The following is a 16,451-nucleotide window of genomic DNA, read 5'->3' on the forward strand; positions in this document are numbered from 1 at the left end:
ACGAGGCCGAATTGCGCTCAGTGGACACCATCTTGCGCGCGATGGCCGAAACCGGTGAGGCACCAGCCGCCGCGTCGGCGAGGGTGGTCGTGGGTGACGCGCTGAAGTTGCCCTACGCCGACCAGACGTTCGACTGCGTCATCGCGTCGGAGATCCTGGAGCACATTCCCCAGGACGACGCGGCGATCGGCGAGCTCATCAGGGTGCTCAAAGTCGGTGGCACGCTGGCCGTCAGCGTGCCGCGGTGGCTGCCCGAGCAGGTGTGCTGGTTGCTGTCCGACGAGTACCACAGCAACGAGGGTGGCCACATTCGCATCTACCGGGCCAGTGAATTGCGCGGCAAGATCTCCGGCGGTGGAATGGAATTGACCCATACCCACCACGCCCACGCGCTGCACTCCCCCTTCTGGTGGCTCAAATGCGCTGTAGGCGTGCAGAACACCGAGCACCGTGCGGTGACCATGTACCACAAGCTGCTGGTGTGGGACCTGATGCAGCGGCCCAAAGTCACCCAGCTGGCGGAGTCGCTGCTCAATCCGTTGATGGGCAAGAGCGTAGCCATGTACTTCGTCAAATCGCAGGAGGCGAAAAGCCAAGCGACTGAAGGGTATTCAGTTGCATCGGTCTAACCCGCCCGCAGTTCCGGGGGTCCTGACCCCCGAGCAATGCCGTCAGACCGCGCTCTCCATCGCCGCCGCACAGGAACCATCGGGTGCCATCCCGTGGTTCGAGGGCGGGCACACCGATCCGTGGGACCACATCGAGTGCGCGATGGCGCTCACCACCGCGGGACTGCTGGAGCCGGCGCGGGCGGCCTTCGATTGGAGCCGCCACACGCAGCGCCCCGACGGCTCATGGCCCATCCAGTTTCGCGCGGGCGTCGTCGAGGATGCCAACAGCGACAGCAACTTCTGCGCGTACATCGGCGCCGGTGTCTGGCATCACGTGCTGGTTACCGGTGATGAGTCGTTCGGGGCCGAGATGTGGCCGGTGGTGCACAAAGCGATCGACTTCGTCATCGACATGCAAGTCGGCTATGGCGAGATCGGTTGGGCGCGAAGCGAAGCCGGTGTGCTGCCGGAAGCACTACTGACCGGGTGCTCGAGCATTTTTCACAGCATCCGTTGCGCGCTTGCCCTGGCCGCTGTGCTCGGAGACCCGCAGCCGGAGTGGGAATTGGCACTGGGCCGTCTGGGCCACGCCATCTCCGCGCACCCCGAGGCGTTCACCGAAAAGGACCGCTACTCGATGGACTGGTACTACCCCATTCTCGGTAGCGCGCTGCGCTAGCCGACGGCGGCCGCGCGCATCAGGCAGCGCTGGGATGCGTTCGTGGTCGACGGACTGGGCATCCGGTGTGTCGGCGATCGCCCGTGGGTGACGGGTGCCGAAACCTGCGAGCTGGTGATGGCGCTGGACGCGATCGGGCACCACGCGGATGCGCACCGGCAGTTCGCCGCGATGCAACATCTCCGCGAGGACGACGGATCATACTGGACCGGACTGGTTTTCGCGGACGGCAAGCGCTGGCCCGAGGAGCGCACCACCTGGACGGGCGCGGCGATGATCCTGGCGGCGGACGCCCTGACCAACACGACTGGCGGCGCGGGAATCTTCCGCGGCGACGAGCTGCCGTTGGGCCTGCAGACAGACTTCGATTGCGAATGCGTCGGTACCGGCCCGGGCCGGTGACCGCTAAACCTGTCCGCCCGGGTCGCCGCTGACTCGTTCGAGCAGCCTCAGCGATCCGGTCGCTGAAACTTCCCGGAACTGTCCGGAATCGAGTGCGCGACAATAGATGTGATACGGCGGCCGCCCGCCGTCCTTCGGGTCGGGAAACACGTCGTGGATGGCCAGCGCCCCGCCGGTGTCGACCCACTTGGCCCAGCCGTCGAAGTCCTGGTTCGCGGCCGCCTCGCTGTGGCCGCCATCAATGAACAGAAACTGCAGCGGTGCGCGCCACGCCCGCGCCACCAGCGGTGACTTGCCGACGATGGCGACGACATGGTCGTCCAGTTGGGCGGTATCGAGCGCACGACGAAACGTCGGCAGTGTGTCGAACAAACCGGTGACGTCATCCACCATGGACGCGTCGTGATATTCCCACCCGGCCTGGTGCTCCTCGGAACCGTGATGGTGGTCGACCGTGTAGAGCACACTGCCGGTTTGTTGCGCTGCCGCACCCAGCAAAAGAGTGGATTTGCCACAATACGTGCCGATCTCGACGCCGATTCCGGCGCCGAAATACCGCAGCGCTGCGTCGTACAGCGCACGCCCCTCGTCGGCCGGCATGAAACCTTGCACCTGTTCGGCCAGCGCGAACAAGCGCTCGGGCGCATTCACGTCGACGTCGCTCATCAGCTGAACCTATCGTCTCGCGTGACACCGCCGGCACCGTGGTCGCTGTTCGCGCTGAGCGATCACCCTCGGTCTGTATACCGGCTGTCCAGCGCGCGAAGCGGGTTCGCTCTACCATCATCTGCGTGCGTGCCTTGCTTATCCGCAAATTGGCTGGTGTTGCCGTCGCCGCGGTCACGGCCGCAGCCGCCCTGCTGCTGCCCGCCGCGGCGCTTCCCCCCGGGACACCGGGGTCGGCACCGACGGCTGCGGCCGCGAACTGCCCGCCCGTCCAGATCGTGTTCGCCCGCGGCCGTAACGAATCACCCGGCCCTGGTGTGCTGGGCAACGCGTTCATCAGCGGCGTGCGCAACAAGGTGAACCGGACGGTCGGCGTGTACGCCGTGCAGTATCCGGCGGACACCGAGGTCGCCCAGGGCGCCAACAATATGAGCCACCACGTCCAGGACATGATCAACAACTGCCCCGACACCCGGCTGGTGCTGGGCGGCTACTCGCTGGGCGCGGCGGTCACCGATGTCGTGCTGGCGGCACCCATCGGGGCGTTCGGGTTCGACAGCCCGCTGCCGCCCGGCGCCGATCAGCACATCGCCGCGGTCGCGCTGTTCGGCAACGGAAGTCAATGGGTGGGTCCGATCACCAACTTCAACCCGACCTACAACGACCGGACCATCGAGCTGTGCCACGGCGCCGACCCCATCTGCAACCCGGCCGACCCGAACACCTGGAAGGAAAACTGGCCACAACACCTCGCGGGCGCCTATATCGACGCGGGCATGGCCAACCAGGCCGCGGACTTCGTCGCCAGCAAGCTCTGACCGCCTCGCCGGCGCCGGATGTCTGCCAATACGTAAGACTGCGAATCCGCTAGCGCTAGCGGATTCGCCGCGTCCGTCAGTGATCAGCAGCGCCGTACCTGCGGGAAACCACGGTGCCCCAGCTGGCAGAACCTACGATCGAATGCAATCTGCGTTTTGCCAAATCCGTGCCGCTAGCCAAGAGGAGGCGCAATGCCGCGTCTGAAGCCGATCCCGCGGGATGAAGTCAGCGATGAATTCACGCTGAAGATGTACGACCTCATGTTCGGCGATCGTGATCCGGTGGCCGAGCCGGGCGCGATCGGTGGCACGCCCGGCAACTGGTGGACGGTGATGGCGCAGTCCCCCGCCGCCCTGCGCCATGCCGTGCGCGGCTTCCGGCTCTATCGCGAAGAGGTTTCCATCCGGGCCGATCGCCGCGAGTTGGGCCAGATCCGGGCGGGCTGGGTGGTCGGCAGCCAATTCGTCTTCTCGCAGCACTGCAAGGCGTGCCGGTCGGCGGGATTGTCCGAGGACAAAATCGCGGCCATACCGTCCTGGGAGACCGCCGACTGTTTCGATCCCACCGAGCGGTTGTTGCTGGCCTACGCGGATTGCCTGGCGGGCCAACATGGTCGGGTACCCGAGCAGTTGTTCACTCAGTTACGGGAAGTCTTCACCGACACCGAGATCCTCGAATTCACCTACATCACCACCATGTACGTAATGCACGCCATCATGTCCCGGGCATTACGGCTGGAATTCGACGACGTCGACGACCCGATCGTCGAGGTTGACGACCCAGACGGCGGCGGTGTCCTCGACATCGGTGCCGCGACGTCCGGGACGTGACTGACGTCGCGAGTTGGCGGCCACTCTGAGCTGACTTGGCTTTCGAGCGGGGGTCTGCAATAAACGCCTACTACGCTCGCTAAGAATGCCGGCCCGTCATGCAAATAATCAACCGAGAGTCGAAGACTATCCGGCCGCAGCGGTCGATCAATGGATTGCTCGTGTTTGGGCTTTAGCGATGCTAGGGGTGATTGGGATCACCACGAATTCGGCGCGGATTCAGGCCGGAGTGTTGGTGCCGGAGTAGAGCTTGAAGTCGCGGATCATCGGCGTGACCCGGCTGCCTGTGGCGGCGACGCGCTGGCGGGCGCGGGAGGAGGGATGGCGACGCATCGCGTCACCGCGTTCGCGTTCACGCCGCTGAGCTGCGACCCATAGCGGGTGGGACTGAAGGAAAATAACCGTGCCTTCTGACTTATTCGCCACGATCGTCAACTCCTCTCAGACCACCCGCAATAGCTAAAACAGTGGTTATCGGATCGTGATTCCAGAATGCCCCCCGAATCCTGAGACCAAACCATCTGTCAAGATGAGAATTGGCCGTGAATTTGCGAGCATAATCCGTTGCCACTGCCCTGCTGCCGTCCATCCCTGTCCGACAGCGATCCGAACGATAGCGGCAGCCGCCGACAATTGGCCGTTTTAACCTCTGCCCGGTTGGCTGCTAGGGTTCCTTGCTTATGCCGGAGATCGATCGCCGCCGCATGATGTTGACAACCGGGATCGGCGTGCTGGCAGCCGCGCTGCCGGCCCCGAAGGCCTGGGGCTACCCGTCCCGACAGGATGAGCCTGCCGGGCGGATACCGCCGCCCGCCGCGCCGAGTGGCCAGTCCGGGTCCTACATCTTTTCCGACGAATTCGACGGTGCGGCCGGCTCGGCGCCCGATGCTTCCAAGTGGGCGGTGGCCAAAGCCCGCGAGACGATCAAGGACCCCACCTATTGGGAACTGCCCGAGCACATCGGGCAGTACCGCGACGATCGCCGCAATGTGTTCCTCGATGGCAATTCCAACCTCGTCCTGCGCGCCGCCAAGGATGGCCCCACCTACTTCAGCGGCAAGGTGCAGAGTCTGTGGCGCGGCGGCGTCGGCCACACCTGGGAAACCCGGGTCAGGCTGAACTGCCTCACCGCTGGCGCGTGGCCGGCCTATTGGCTGGGCAACGACGATCAGGGCGAGATCGACGTCATGGAGTGGTACGGCAACGGGAGTTGGCCGTCGGCCACCACCGTGCACGCCAAAGCCAACGGCGGCGAGTGGAAGACCCACAACATCGCGGTGGACAGCGCCTGGCACACCTGGCGCTGCCAATGGGATGAGGCCGGCATCCGCTTCTGGAAAGACTATGTCGACGGTGCGGCGCCCTACTTCGACGTGCCGGCGAGCTCGCTGCCGGATTGGCCGTTCAACGGAGCGGGCTACACGGTATACCCGGTGTTCAACCTGGCGGTGGCCGGTTCCGGCGGCGGCGATCCCGGGTCGGGCAGCTACCCCGCCGACATGCTCATTGACTGGATACGCGTCTGGTAGTGCCCCTGCGGGGTAAGGGCCCGAGCGTCTAGTGGGTCAGCAGCGCAACCGCAGACGTGGGTTTGTCACCCGGACGGCGCAAATCCGATCGTCGCCAGGTAAGTGGGCGCATCCATATGGGCAAGCGGCGGAGCCGGCTCGCGGCCACCAGCAGCGATTCCGCCTCGAGGGTCCGCCACCCGAGGTCTTCGAAAAAGGCCAGGCCGTTCTCGGGTGCGAATTTGAACGGTGCGTTTTCGGAAATTCCGGCGACGTTCTTGTTGATCCGCTTCTTCAGGCCGGGAAAGGCGAAATCGAGCATCCACCAAGCGACCTCGGGTCGCTTGATCGCACCCGAAAGCGCCGCGACGTCGGAGGCCTCCAGGTACATCGACAGCCCCTCGGTCAGCACGAAGGCCTTCGTCGCGCCGTCCAGCGCTTCGCTGAAGAATTCATCGCGGGCGTTTGGGTCGGCGAGGTCGGCCGCTATGCGAGTCAGCCGGCAGCGCGGGGTCTGATCAACAAGTACTTGCGTCTTTTCCGCAAGGAGCCCGGGCAGGTCGGCCTCGACCCAGGTGAGATCGGACGGGAGGTCCAAGCGGTAGGGCCGGGCATCCAGGCCGGCGGCCAGATTCAGAACGCGGTCACAGCCGTGCGCGAGTGCGTCGGCGATGGCATCGTCGATGAGCTTGGTGCGTGCGACCAGCCAATAACCACTGCGATTCGTCCATGGAACTCCTGCGACGATCGCGCGGCCGTGTTCACCGGCCAGGCGTTCGGCGAGGGGATCGTTGAACAGCGCATCGGGACGGGCCGATTCGGTGGCCCTGTGTAACGCCGTCCACCGGGCCGTATCGGAAACATGGGTGATCGTGTGCCCGGGATCTGACATAGGTGCGTTATAGCAGTATCGCTGCCGTCTTACTGACCGGCCCTGCCTCCGGCGAACCAGGCGGCGGTCACCCCGCGGGTCGCAGGCGGTGGAAGGACCGCGTCCGGCGCGCCGAGGCGGCCCACTTTGACGGTCCACACCGGTGACGAGCGGTCGATGCACGTTCCCGCGCCCTGGCTGGGGAGCCACAACACCGCGGGGTCGCTCCCGCCGCTGCCGCCGCATCCGTAGACGCCGACGTAGCCGTCGGCACGCCCACCCCACGCGCCGCCGTTGCGCAATAGGCAATGCGTCCCGTCGTCGAGGGCGAGCGCGAACGGGTCCGGGTTGGCGGTCGGATGCACGGGCGGAAGCTGGCCGTCGAACATCACCCGGTGCATCTGCAGGTCCCACGGATTGTCCACGCACAGAAGAGATCCCGGCGTCGAGGGCCAGCAGGTGCCGGCTCCGGCCGCGCTCGGCGAGCAGTAGTAGACGTTGTCGGCAACCGCCGACGGCGACGCTTCCGAGCAGTTGCCGGCCTGCCCCACGTTGCCCGGCCCGGATGCCACCTTATAGCCGTTGATCGCTTCGCCGCCGGGCCCGACTGCCATCACGGTGATCACCTCGGTGGACGGCGAATCGGCGCCCGCGGGTCCGGCCGACGAGGTCGCAATCAGAGCAGTCAGCAAGGCGATCCAGGCCAGGGCCACGCGGGGCATGTTCATCGAGGCAACCCTTCTCCAGGCCCCCCTTGTGCAGCGTAGAGCGCACGCGAGGCCGGCGGCCCGAAATGGGCGCGCCGGTCCGCGGCATCCGATTGGGATCGGTAGCCGCGGGGCGGGTCTGTACTTACCGCAACGACGCCGCCACTCAAGGTGGCGCCCCAGGAAAGGAAGACCCGCAAATGAACATCGTGCCGACCAGCATCCAAGAGCAGATCAACCGTGTTGATCGCCAACGGAGCCTGTACATCGGGATCAGCACCGGCCTGCTGGCGATCTGGAGCTTTTACCGGGTGATCTGGATGCTTTATATCGGAATGACTTTCGGCTGGTTTTTCGGCGCGATGGCCTTCCAGTTGGTGCTGTGGGGTGTGATCGGAACCGCCGCCGCGGTGGCCTCCGTCGGATTCCTCACTCGCTACAACAAGGGATCTTGACGCGTCAACGGCCGTAGGAAAAGTCCCGGACCCGGTGAGGGTTCGGGACTTTCCGTTGTGCCGCAACAGGTCTAGAGCTGGGCCCAGACCGACTTCGTCTTCAGGTAGATCTCGAGACCCTCTTTACCGAACTCGTGACCCCAGCCGGACTGCTTGTACCCGCCGAACGGCACATCGTGGTCGAAGACCAGTTGACAGTTGACCTGGACGCTGCCGGCCTGCAGTCGTCTCATGATCCGGTGGGCCCGGCCGAGGTTTTCCGTCCAGGCGGTCGCCGCCAGGCCGTAGGTGGTGTCATTGGCCAAGGCCACGGCTTCGTCCTCGTCGTCGAACGGCAGGATGGTGACCACCGGCCCGAAGATCTCCTGCTGGTACAGCCGCATGCCCGGGTCGACGTTGGTGAGCACCGTTGGGTGGACGAAGTAGCCCTTGCGGTCCAGCCGGTGGCCGCCGGTGACCACCTCGACACCGTCCTTCTTGCCCTCGTCGATGAAGCCCATGACGCGCGTCAGCTGCTTCTGACTGATCAGGGGGCCGCTGACGCAGCCCTCCTCGCTCGGGGCGCCCAATTTGAACGAATTCGCCATCATCGCAATGCCTTCCACGACCCGGTCGTAGACGCCGCGCTGAGCGAAGATTCGCGACCCGCACACGCAGCCCTGACCGGAGTGCACGAAGATGCCCAGCGAGGCCATCATGATGGCGTTGTCCAGGTTCGCGTCGTCGAAGATCAGCACCGGCGATTTCCCGCCGAGTTCGAGCGTGACCTTCTTCAGGTTGTCCGCCGAGGCCCGCACGATCTCCTTGCCGACCTCGGTCGAGCCGGTGAAGGCGACCTTCTGCACATCGGGGTGTGCGGTGATCGCGGCGCCCGCGGTGTGGCCATAGCCGGTCAGCAGGTTGACGACCCCCTCGGGCACGCCGGCCTCATGGACGAGCCTGTCCAACAGCAGCGCTGAGAGTGGCGTCTCCTCGGCCGGCTTGACGAGCAGGCTGCCGCCCGCCGCCAGGGCCGGGGCAAGCTTCGCGCTGGCGTTGAAGATCGGGCCGTTCCACGGGAAGATCAGGCCCACGACGCTGTACGGCTCTTTGAGCGTGTAGGCGTGCATATTGACGTAGTTGTCGGTCGCGATGCCGTCGGTCTTCACGTCGTACGCGACACCGTTGATCTTCGAACACCAACCGGCGTAGTAGCGGAAGAACTCCGAACACGTCGACATCTGCAACTGCGCCTGCAGCAATGGCATGCCGGTATTGAGGGAGTCGAGTTGAGCGAACTCCTCGGCGTGTTCGTCGATCAACTCCCCGATCCGCCACAGAATCTTGGCCCGCTCGCGCCCCGGAAGCTCTGACCAGATCCCCGACTCGAACGTCGCCTTCGCCCGCGCCACGGCCTCGTCGACCGCCTCTTGCCCGCAGTCGGTGAATTCGGTGATCGTCTCCTCGGTCGCGGGATCGATGACCGAGATGACGTCACCCGTTCCGGGGCGCTTGCGAATGTCGTCCAATACCGCCTGCACCGTCATCTGATCCCTTTCGTATTGCCAGTCGTGGCGCCCCGGCGCCTCATGCGCTCAGTGCTGAGCACTTGCTTAGCATTGTGCACACGGCTGGTCAAGCACGATCGGCTCAGCGCAGTTCTTGGATGCGAATGAGATTTCCCGCGGGGTCGCGGACCGCGCAATCACGCAACCCGTATGGCTGGTCGGTGGGCTCCTGGACGATGTCGACATCGCTGCCCTGCAGCCGTTCGAAGGTCCCGTCGAGGTCCTTGGTGGCCAGCAGCAGCGTCGCGTAGCTGCCCTTGGCCATCATTTCGGCGATGGTGCGGCGCTCGTCGTCGGTGATGCCCGGGTTGGCGGCCGGCGGGTTCAAGACGATCGACGTGTCCGGCTGATTCGGCGGTCCGACCGTGATCCAGCGCATCGTGCCCCTCCCGACGTCGAGGCGAACCTCGAACCCGAGGACGTCGCGATAGAAGGCGAGCGATGCCTCCGGGTCCTCGTGGGGAAGGAAGCTCGAGTGAATGGTGATGTTCATGCGGTCAGGCTAGGTGCGGCCCGACGGCGGGTGCTTCTCGATTCCTGATCGGTCTCGTCACCTGCTTTGCCACGCACGGCGCCATGCCCGCCAGTGCGCCGGCCGCTCGGCGCCGGTAGGTGCTGGGCGGCACGCCAACCAGTTCGGTGAACCGGGTGCTGAAGGTTCCCAGCGACGAGCAACCGACCGCGAAGCACACCTCGGTGACGCTCAGGTCGCCGCGGCGCAGCAGCGCCATCGCGCGCTCGATGCGTCGCGTCATCAGATACGAGTACGGCGATTCGCCGTAGGCGCGCCGGAATTCGCGGCTGAGGTGGCCGGCCGACATGTGCACGCCGCGCGCGAGCGCTTCGACGTCCAATGGCTGGGTGTAGTCCCGGTCGATGCGGTCCCGCACGCGCCGCAGCAGTGCCAGCATGCGCAGGCGCTGCCGCGTCGCGTCGGATGTGCTGGTCACCTCGGCCACCACCCCTATACGCCGACGAGCTCGGGGTGGAATTTGGCCGCCATGCGGCGGATTCCGTCGCGCCAGTCGACCGAGGTGCCGCCGATGAGTTCGTGCATCCGGTCGATCGTGGTGGGGTTGCCGCGCAGCGCTTGTTCGCTCGCCTCGAAGATCGGCTCCCTGCCGACGAGTGAGCCGAGGTAGTCGCACCACTCCTGCAGGCTGACCGTCTGGTCGCCGCACCAATTGACTGTGGTCGCCGGAACGGACGCGACCTCGAGCAACTTGGGAATGGTCGCGATGATGTCGTCCTCGTGAATCGGGTTGTAGCGGGCGGGGTCACCGGGCGGGACGGGAATCGGGATGCCGCCCAGCATCATCTCCATGTGATAGAACGGCCATCCGCCGTTGTCGCCGTAGGGGACGTTGAGCCTTGCGATCGTGGTGGGCACGCCGACGATGCGCGCCACCGATCGCGCGACCACCTCCCCGGCGATCTTGGAGATCGAGTAGGTGGGAAACAGCGGCTTGTGGTTGTCGCCGAGGGCGGACCGCTCGCTGCGAGGGTCGTCGTCCGGCGGGTCGTACACGGCGGCCGACGAGCAATGCAGGAAGGCCTTTGCGTTGCGGCAGTGGGCCATCAGCAGGCCGACCGACTCGGCGTTGGCTGCCAGGTCCTTATCCCAGCTTCCGCTCTTGGCCACCGCCAGGTTGAGGACATAATCGAAATCCGTTGGCAGAGAGGTGAAGTCGCCGGCCGCGAGATTTACCTTCTCGCAACGGATCCCAGCCTTTTCGAGGCCTTGTCGCGCGGCGGGGTCGGTGAAACGGGCGATTCCCCAGACCTCGTTGTCGGCGGCGAGCGCCCGGGCGATGGGGGTGGCGATTTGACCGGTCGGGCCGGTGATCAGGATTTTTGAGCCGCGCATGCGCGCAATGGTAGCGAGGTCCCGGCGCACTACCAATGCCGCATCAATGGCGCTTGGAGCGGCCGGATCAGGTGACCGGACGACCGCCCGGAGAGTTACAACCCGGGCTGGTCTTCGATGATGCCCAGCCAGATCTGCGCGACGTCGATGGCGACTTTCTCGCTGATGAAGGCGTGCTGGGTTCCGGTGTAGATATCCCGGAAGGCGCGTTCCAGCCGGCTGCCTTCACGGATCGAGCTGGTCCCGGCGGCCAGATGCGCCCATTCGGCGCAGCCGCGGGCCGTGTCGGTGGCATAGACGGCCGCTACCCGCATGTCGGCGCGCAGCGCCGGTGTCAGGTCCTCGCCCGACGCGACCGCCGCCTCGGCGGTGGTGAACGCGTCGAGGACCAAGAGGCGGGCCGCACGCCAGGCCGCGCGGTGATGCGCCAGGCCCCTCTGGAAGGTGGGGCGGCTGGCCAGCGACGCCATGTCGCTCATCCGGAACTTCGTCGCGGCCAGCTCTTGGACATCGTCGAGCATGCTTTTGGCCACGCCCAGCGCCCAAGACGCGTGCCCGGCGGCCGTCACTGGCATCAGTCCCATCCGGGTAGCCGGCGACGTCCCACGGTAGGGCTGACGAACGAACAGTTCGAACGTGCGCCTCTCGGGAACGAACACCTCCTGAGCGCTGTAGTCATAGGAACCGGTTCCCTTCAGCCCTTGGACAAACCATCCGTCGTTGAAACTGATCTCGGCCCGCGGAATGACGGCGACCCGCATCTCGGGGAAACCCTCACTGATCCAGCGCATCTGGCCGTCGTCCATCGGCAGGAAGCCGGCCGCAACGTATGCCGAGTGACCGACGCCCGAACCGAAGTTCCACGCGCCGGTGACCAGGTAGCCGCCGTCGACCGCGGCGCCTTGTCCGTTGGGAAAGAACTGGCCGCCCATGGTGACCCGGTTGTCGTGCGCGGTAAAAACTTCAGCGAAACCCTCATCGGGCAAGTACGCCGCCGCGGCGAAGGACGACGGCAGATTTGCGATCCCTATCCAGCCGAATGACCCATCCTGCCAAGCCATTTCGATCCACGTTTCGATCATCTCGGTAAACGATGGCTCGACACCGCCGGCCGCGACCGGGTTGAACGCCGACATCAGGCCGCTGGCCCACATCGCATCGACGATCGCCGGGGTGAGGGTGCGCATCCGCTCGGATTCGGCGGCTTCGGCGCGCACCAGGTCCCGCACACCGCGGGCCAGCGCGACAACCCGGTCTGTGGTGTCGGCGATCGAGGTCATGAGGGTGACGGTATCAACCACCGACGGCTTTGAAGGATGAAATCGCCCGCCGCGCCACGTCGTTTACGGTGTGGTTGTGCGGTGGATTGTCGACGGCATGAATGTGATCGGAAGTCGTCCGGATGGCTGGTGGAAGGACCGCAACGGTGCCATGGTCACATTGGTGGAAAGACTGGATCGCTGGGCGTCGGGCCAAGGAGAAACGGTGACGGTGGTTTTTGAACGACCGCCGTCGACGGCCATCACGTCATCGGTGGTCGAGATCGCGCACGCGCCCAGGGCGGCCGCGAATTCGGCCGACGACGAAATCGTCCGCCTTGTCGCGTCCGACGCTGCGCCGCACGACATTCGCGTCGTGACATCCGACCGGGCGTTGACCGAGCGCGTGCGAAGTCTCGGCGCATCCGTCCACCCGTCGGAGAGCTTCCGCGACCTAATCGATCCGCGGCACCGATGACCACCGGCAACCCGGGCGGCGCCCCCAATCGGGTCTGCGCTCTTGCGCACATCGGCATCCCGATCATCCAGGCGCCGATGACGTATATCGCCGGCGCCCAGCTTGCCGCCGCGGTATCGAACGCCGGTGCGCTGGGAATCATCGAGACCACCTCGCACCAGGGTCGTGCCGACCTGCGACGGGTGCGCGAGCTGACCGGCGGGGCGGTCGGCGCGAACATCGCGTTGCTGTTCAACCGTGACCCGGCGATGCTGGAATTGCTTGTCGCCAACGACATTCGGTTCGTGACCACCTCGGCCGGGAGCCCGTCGGTGTTCACCGAACGGCTCCACGACGCCGGCATCACGGTGTTCCACGTGGTGGGCACTCTTTCGGCGGCCAAGAAAGCCGTCGACGCCGGCGTGGACGGGCTGGTGGTCGAGGGCGTCGAAGGAGGCGGATTCAAGAACCGCTTCGGCGCGTCCACCATGGTGCTGCTGCCGTTGGTGGCGGCACACGTCGACCTCCCGATCGTGGCCGCAGGAGGGATCTGCGACGCGCGGTCCATGGCGGCCGCGTTTGTTCTCGGCGCCGAAGCGGTGCAGATGGGCACCCGACTGCTCGCGTCGGCGGATTCGCCGGTGCACGGCAACCTCAAGCAAGCGGTCGTCGACGCCGACGAGACCGGCACGGTGATGCTCCCCCTGGACGGCACCCGAATGATGCGAGTCATCCGTACGCCCGCCGCCGAGCGGCTCGACACCGCGACATCCGCTGAAGCGGGCGTCGCGGCACTGCAGCGAGTGCAGCGGCTCTACTTCGACGGTGACCTGGACGCCAGCGTCGCCAACACGGGTCAGGTGGCCGGACGCATTCAGGACCTGCCGCCGGCCGCCGACATCATCGAGGAGATGTGGAGAGGCTGCCGCGAGGTGCTGGCGGCCACTGCCCATCGAGTGGGCGAGCCCTAGCTCGGGTGCGTGTTGACCGCGAAGTCCACCCGCTGGCCGTCGACCTTGGTGATCCGCATGTTGGCGGTGTACTGCTTGCCCTCCGGGCCGGTGAAATGACAGTCGAACTGCCCGCCGACCTTGGCTTCCACCCCGGACGGGCAGTGCACATCGGTGGGTCGAAAGCCGGTCTGGTTGGAGACGACGTCGACTACCGACTGCGCCGCGCCGTCCGCCTTGACGGTCGTCTTGCTGCTGCAGGCGGTCGGCGCGATGGTTACCAAGAGGATCAGGCCCATTGCCAGGGAGTCGGTGGTACGCATCATCGCGCGGTTTCTCCTTTTGTCCGCCAGGCCAGGCAACCAGGCTGGGGTCGAAAGGCTAACACGACACGGTGTCGAAACCCGAGCTCAAGGGCGGCGAAGCTGGGTGCGCTGCAAACGCACGCACCCCGCCGCCCGGCGGACGAAGATCAGCCCGCCGCCGCCAGCGCCGCATCGTAGTCAGGCTCCTGCGCGATCTCGGGCACCAGTTCGGTGTAGGCGACATTGCCGTCGGCGCCGATCACCACGATGGCCCGGGCGAGCAGTCCGGCCATCGGGCCGTCCGTGATGGTGACCCCGTAGTCCTCACCGAAGCTGTCGCGGAACGCCGAGCCGCTCGTGACGTTCTCGATGCCCTCGGCGCCGCAGAAGCGCGCCTGCGCGAACGGCAGGTCCTTCGAGACGTTCACCACGGTCGCCCCACCGCCAGCGGCGCGCTCGTTGAAGGTCCGCACGCTGGCGGCGCACACCGGTGTGTCGATGGACGGAAAGATGTTGAGCACCACGGGCTTACCGCCGAATTGCTCGCTGCTCACCGGGGCTAGATCGCCGCCGACCAGACGGAAGGCCGGGGCTTGGGATCCGACGGCAGGCAGCTCGCCGACAGTGTTGATCGGGTTTCCACGCAACGTTATCTGTGCCATGCGCAACAGTCTGCCAAGGCCGCCGTGGCCGCCGCGGGGCAGGTCCCATGTCCTGATTCGTGGGATACATGGCGTAGACGACGCACCCCGACGTGACCAACACTTGATCCATGCCTCGCAAGGTGGTGATCGTCGGCTTCCCCGGCGTGCAGGCGCTCGATGTGGTGGGCCCGTATGACGTGTTCACCGGCGCATCGCTGTTAACGGGCGGCGGCTACGAGGTCGTGATGGCCTCGGTTGCCGGGCAGCCGGTGCGGACGGCCACCGGGCTGGCCTTCGTGGCGTCCCCGTTACCGGACCCGGACGACCCGATCGACACCGTCGTGCTGCCCGGCGGCGCCGGTGTTGGGGCCGCCCGCGCCGACTGCGAGCTGGTCGCTTGGATCAAGGCCGTCGCCGCACATGCCCGGCGCCTGGTGACGGTGTGCACCGGAGCCTTCCTCGCGGCCGAGGCCGGCCTGCTGGACGGGCAACGGGTGACCACCCACTGGGCTTTCGCCGAGCGGTTGGCCAATGAATTCCCCGCCATCGACGTCGATGCCGACCCGATCTTCGTGCGGAGCTCGGAGACCGTATGGACCGCGGCGGGCGTCACCGCGGGCATCGACCTGACGCTCGCCCTGATCGAGGACGACCACGGCACCGAGCTCGCGCAGACGGTGGCGCGCTGGCTTGTGCTGTATCTGCGCCGTCCGGGCGGGCAGACACAGTTTGCGGCGCCCGTGTGGATGCCGCGGGCCAGAAGGGACTCGATCCGCGAGGTACAGGAGACGATCGAGGCCCAACCGGGCGGCCCGCACAGCATCGAGGATCTGGCTCGCCGGGCCGCCATGAGCCCACGCCACTTCACCCGGGTGTTCACCGCCGAAATCGGTGAGGCGCCCGGCCAATACGTCGAACGCATCCGCACCGAAGCCGCGCGCCGGCAGCTAGAGGAGACCGACGACACCGTCGTCGCGATCGCCGCACGGTGTGGCTTCGGCACGGCGGAAACCATGCGACGCAATTTCCTTCGCCGCGTGGGTATTTCGCCCGATCAATACCGCAAGGCCTTCGCCTGACACCGAAAGGACTCTCAATGACCCAAATCGCCATCGTGGCCTATCCGGGATTCACCGCGCTGGACATGATCGGTCCGTACGAGGTGCTGCGCAACTTGCCCGGCGCCGAGGTGCGTTTCGTGTGGCACGAAGCCGGGCCGATCACCGCCGACTCCGGTGTGCTGGTCATCGGCGCCACCCACTCGCTCGCCGAAACCCACTCCCCTGACGTGATTCTCGTTCCCGGGGGGCCGTCGACGCCGGTTCACGCGCGTGACGAGGCGCTGCTCGGCTGGTTGCGCCGGGCCCACCAGAGCGCGGGCTGGACGACGTCAGTGTGCTCGGGGTCGGTGATTCTGGCGGCCGCCGGCCTGCTCGACGGTCGACGCGCGACGTCGCATTGGCTGACCGTTCCCGCACTGAAGGCATTCGGCGCGGTCCCCGTGGCCGACGAACGAATCGTGCATCAGGACGACATCGTCACCTGTGCGGGCGTGTCCGCAGGGCTCGACCTCGCGCTGTGGTTGGCCGGACGGATCGGCGGCGAATCCCGCGCGAAGGCGATTCAACTCGCGCTCGAATACGACCCGCAGCCACCGTTCGACTCGGGTCACACGTCGAAGGCGTCCGCGACCACGAAGGCCGCCGCGACGGCGCTGCTCTCCCGCGACAGCGTGAAACCCGCCAACGTGAAGGCCACGACCTTGCTCGCCTGGGAGCAGGCGCTGGGCAAGGTCCGGTCGCGGCGGCGCGGGCGGGCGGTCGCTTCCGGCACGGCGTAGGTGAGTCAGAAAGAAGCTAGCGCCGGTGATAGCG

19 protein-coding genes and 1 pseudogene are annotated in these 16,451 nt (G+C 66.2%); 10 read left to right on the top strand and 10 right to left on the bottom strand.

Annotation, left to right across the window (positions count from 1 at the left end; all coding sequences use genetic code 11):
- Positions 1–629, top strand: a 629-nt coding sequence (locus A5652_RS23890) for a class I SAM-dependent methyltransferase (protein WP_067357793.1), incomplete at its 5' end; no start/stop codon positions are given.
- Positions 616–1,692: pseudogene (locus A5652_RS23895) on the top strand (prenyltransferase). The gene A5652_RS23890 and the pseudogene A5652_RS23895, both read left to right, overlap by 14 nt.
- A 3-nt stretch (positions 1,693–1,695) precedes the next feature.
- On the opposite strand, the gene A5652_RS23900 reads toward A5652_RS23895, so the two are convergent.
- Entirely contained in the window at positions 1,696–2,358 is a 663-nt protein-coding gene (locus A5652_RS23900) for a class I SAM-dependent methyltransferase (RefSeq protein WP_067357799.1), read from the bottom strand.
- 125 nt (positions 2,359–2,483) lie between these two features.
- On the opposite strand from A5652_RS23900, the gene A5652_RS23905 reads away from it, so the two are divergent.
- The 3 genes from A5652_RS23905 (at position 2,484) to A5652_RS23915 (ending at position 5,536) form a co-directional block, all read left to right on the top strand.
- Entirely contained in the window at positions 2,484–3,176 is a 693-nt protein-coding gene (locus A5652_RS23905) for a cutinase family protein (protein ID WP_067357803.1), read from the top strand.
- Positions 3,177–3,368: 192 nt separating this feature from the next.
- Positions 3,369–4,007, top strand: a complete 639-nt coding sequence (locus A5652_RS23910) for a carboxymuconolactone decarboxylase family protein (RefSeq protein WP_067357806.1) — start codon at positions 3,369–3,371, stop codon at positions 4,005–4,007.
- Between the two features lie 680 nt (positions 4,008–4,687).
- On the top strand, positions 4,688–5,536 hold the full coding sequence (locus A5652_RS23915; protein WP_067357810.1) for a family 16 glycosylhydrolase: 849 nt from the start codon (positions 4,688–4,690) through the stop codon (positions 5,534–5,536).
- Between the two features lie 28 nt (positions 5,537–5,564).
- Here the strand turns inward: A5652_RS23915 and A5652_RS23920 are convergent, their stop codons facing one another.
- Together A5652_RS23920 and A5652_RS23925 are read right to left on the bottom strand one after the other, a co-directional pair.
- Positions 5,565–6,407 carry an SAM-dependent methyltransferase gene (locus A5652_RS23920; protein ID WP_067357813.1) on the bottom strand — a complete coding sequence of 281 codons (843 nt, stop codon included), beginning with the start codon at positions 6,405–6,407 and terminating at the stop codon, positions 5,565–5,567.
- A 29-nt stretch (positions 6,408–6,436) separates the two neighbouring features.
- A complete protein-coding gene (locus A5652_RS23925) occupies positions 6,437–7,114 on the bottom strand; it encodes a hypothetical protein (RefSeq protein ID WP_067357818.1) in 678 nt (225 codons plus the stop codon).
- 179 nt (positions 7,115–7,293) lie between these two features.
- On the opposite strand from A5652_RS23925, the gene A5652_RS23930 reads away from it, so the two are divergent.
- A complete protein-coding gene (locus tag A5652_RS23930; protein WP_067357821.1) occupies positions 7,294–7,548 on the top strand; it encodes a hypothetical protein in 255 nt (84 codons plus the stop codon).
- A 71-nt stretch (positions 7,549–7,619) separates the two neighbouring features.
- Here A5652_RS23930 and A5652_RS23935 read toward each other — a convergent pair whose 3' ends face one another.
- The 5 genes from A5652_RS23935 to A5652_RS23955 all read right to left on the bottom strand — a co-directional run bounded on the left by A5652_RS23935 (position 7,620) and on the right by A5652_RS23955 (position 12,242).
- Positions 7,620–9,074, bottom strand: a complete 1,455-nt coding sequence (locus A5652_RS23935) for an aldehyde dehydrogenase (RefSeq protein WP_067357824.1) — start codon at positions 9,072–9,074, stop codon at positions 7,620–7,622.
- 103 nt (positions 9,075–9,177) lie between these two features.
- Complete coding sequence (locus A5652_RS23940; RefSeq protein ID WP_067357827.1) at positions 9,178–9,588, bottom strand: VOC family protein; 411 nt, start codon at positions 9,586–9,588, stop codon at positions 9,178–9,180.
- Positions 9,589–9,592: 4 nt separating this feature from the next.
- On the bottom strand, positions 9,593–10,006 hold the full coding sequence (locus A5652_RS23945; RefSeq protein WP_197514088.1) for a helix-turn-helix transcriptional regulator: 414 nt from the start codon (positions 10,004–10,006) through the stop codon (positions 9,593–9,595).
- Between the two features lie 53 nt (positions 10,007–10,059).
- Positions 10,060–10,962 (bottom strand): NAD(P)-dependent oxidoreductase, encoded by a 903-nt coding sequence (locus tag A5652_RS23950; RefSeq protein WP_067357831.1) that lies wholly within the window; start codon positions 10,960–10,962, stop codon positions 10,060–10,062.
- Positions 10,963–11,057: 95 nt separating this feature from the next.
- A complete protein-coding gene (locus A5652_RS23955) occupies positions 11,058–12,242 on the bottom strand; it encodes an acyl-CoA dehydrogenase family protein (RefSeq protein ID WP_067357835.1) in 1,185 nt (394 codons plus the stop codon).
- Positions 12,243–12,318: 76 nt separating this feature from the next.
- On the opposite strand from A5652_RS23955, the gene A5652_RS23960 reads away from it, so the two are divergent.
- Both A5652_RS23960 and A5652_RS23965 read left to right on the top strand, forming a co-directional pair.
- On the top strand, positions 12,319–12,699 hold the full coding sequence (locus tag A5652_RS23960) for an NYN domain-containing protein (protein WP_067357855.1): 381 nt from the start codon (positions 12,319–12,321) through the stop codon (positions 12,697–12,699).
- Positions 12,696–13,649 (top strand): nitronate monooxygenase family protein, encoded by a 954-nt coding sequence (locus tag A5652_RS23965; RefSeq protein ID WP_067357838.1) that lies wholly within the window; start codon positions 12,696–12,698, stop codon positions 13,647–13,649. Before A5652_RS23960 ends, A5652_RS23965 begins: the two co-directional genes overlap by 4 nt.
- Here the strand turns inward: A5652_RS23965 and A5652_RS23970 are convergent.
- Both A5652_RS23970 and tpx read right to left on the bottom strand, forming a co-directional pair.
- Positions 13,646–13,954: a DUF4333 domain-containing protein gene (locus tag A5652_RS23970; RefSeq protein ID WP_232001370.1), complete on the bottom strand. Its 309-nt coding sequence runs from the start codon at positions 13,952–13,954 to the stop codon at positions 13,646–13,648. The genes A5652_RS23965 and A5652_RS23970 overlap by 4 nt on opposite strands.
- A gap of 146 nt (positions 13,955–14,100) precedes the next feature.
- The gene (gene tpx / locus A5652_RS23975) at positions 14,101–14,595 is read right to left on the bottom strand and encodes a thiol peroxidase (RefSeq protein ID WP_067357841.1); all 495 of its coding nucleotides are present in this window, start codon (positions 14,593–14,595) and stop codon (positions 14,101–14,103) included.
- Positions 14,596–14,705: 110 nt separating this feature from the next.
- Here tpx and A5652_RS23980 point away from each other — a divergent pair, with 110 nt between their 5' ends.
- Both A5652_RS23980 and A5652_RS23985 read left to right on the top strand, forming a co-directional pair.
- Positions 14,706–15,656 (top strand): GlxA family transcriptional regulator, encoded by a 951-nt coding sequence (locus A5652_RS23980; protein WP_067357845.1) that lies wholly within the window; start codon positions 14,706–14,708, stop codon positions 15,654–15,656.
- A gap of 17 nt (positions 15,657–15,673) precedes the next feature.
- Entirely contained in the window at positions 15,674–16,417 is a 744-nt protein-coding gene (locus A5652_RS23985; protein WP_067357849.1) for a DJ-1/PfpI family protein, read from the top strand.
- Positions 16,418–16,451: the final 34 nt, after the last annotated feature.

This window comes from Mycobacterium sp. 1165178.9, assembly GCF_001673555.1.
Taxonomy (GTDB): Bacteria; Actinomycetota; Actinomycetes; order Mycobacteriales; family Mycobacteriaceae; genus Mycobacterium.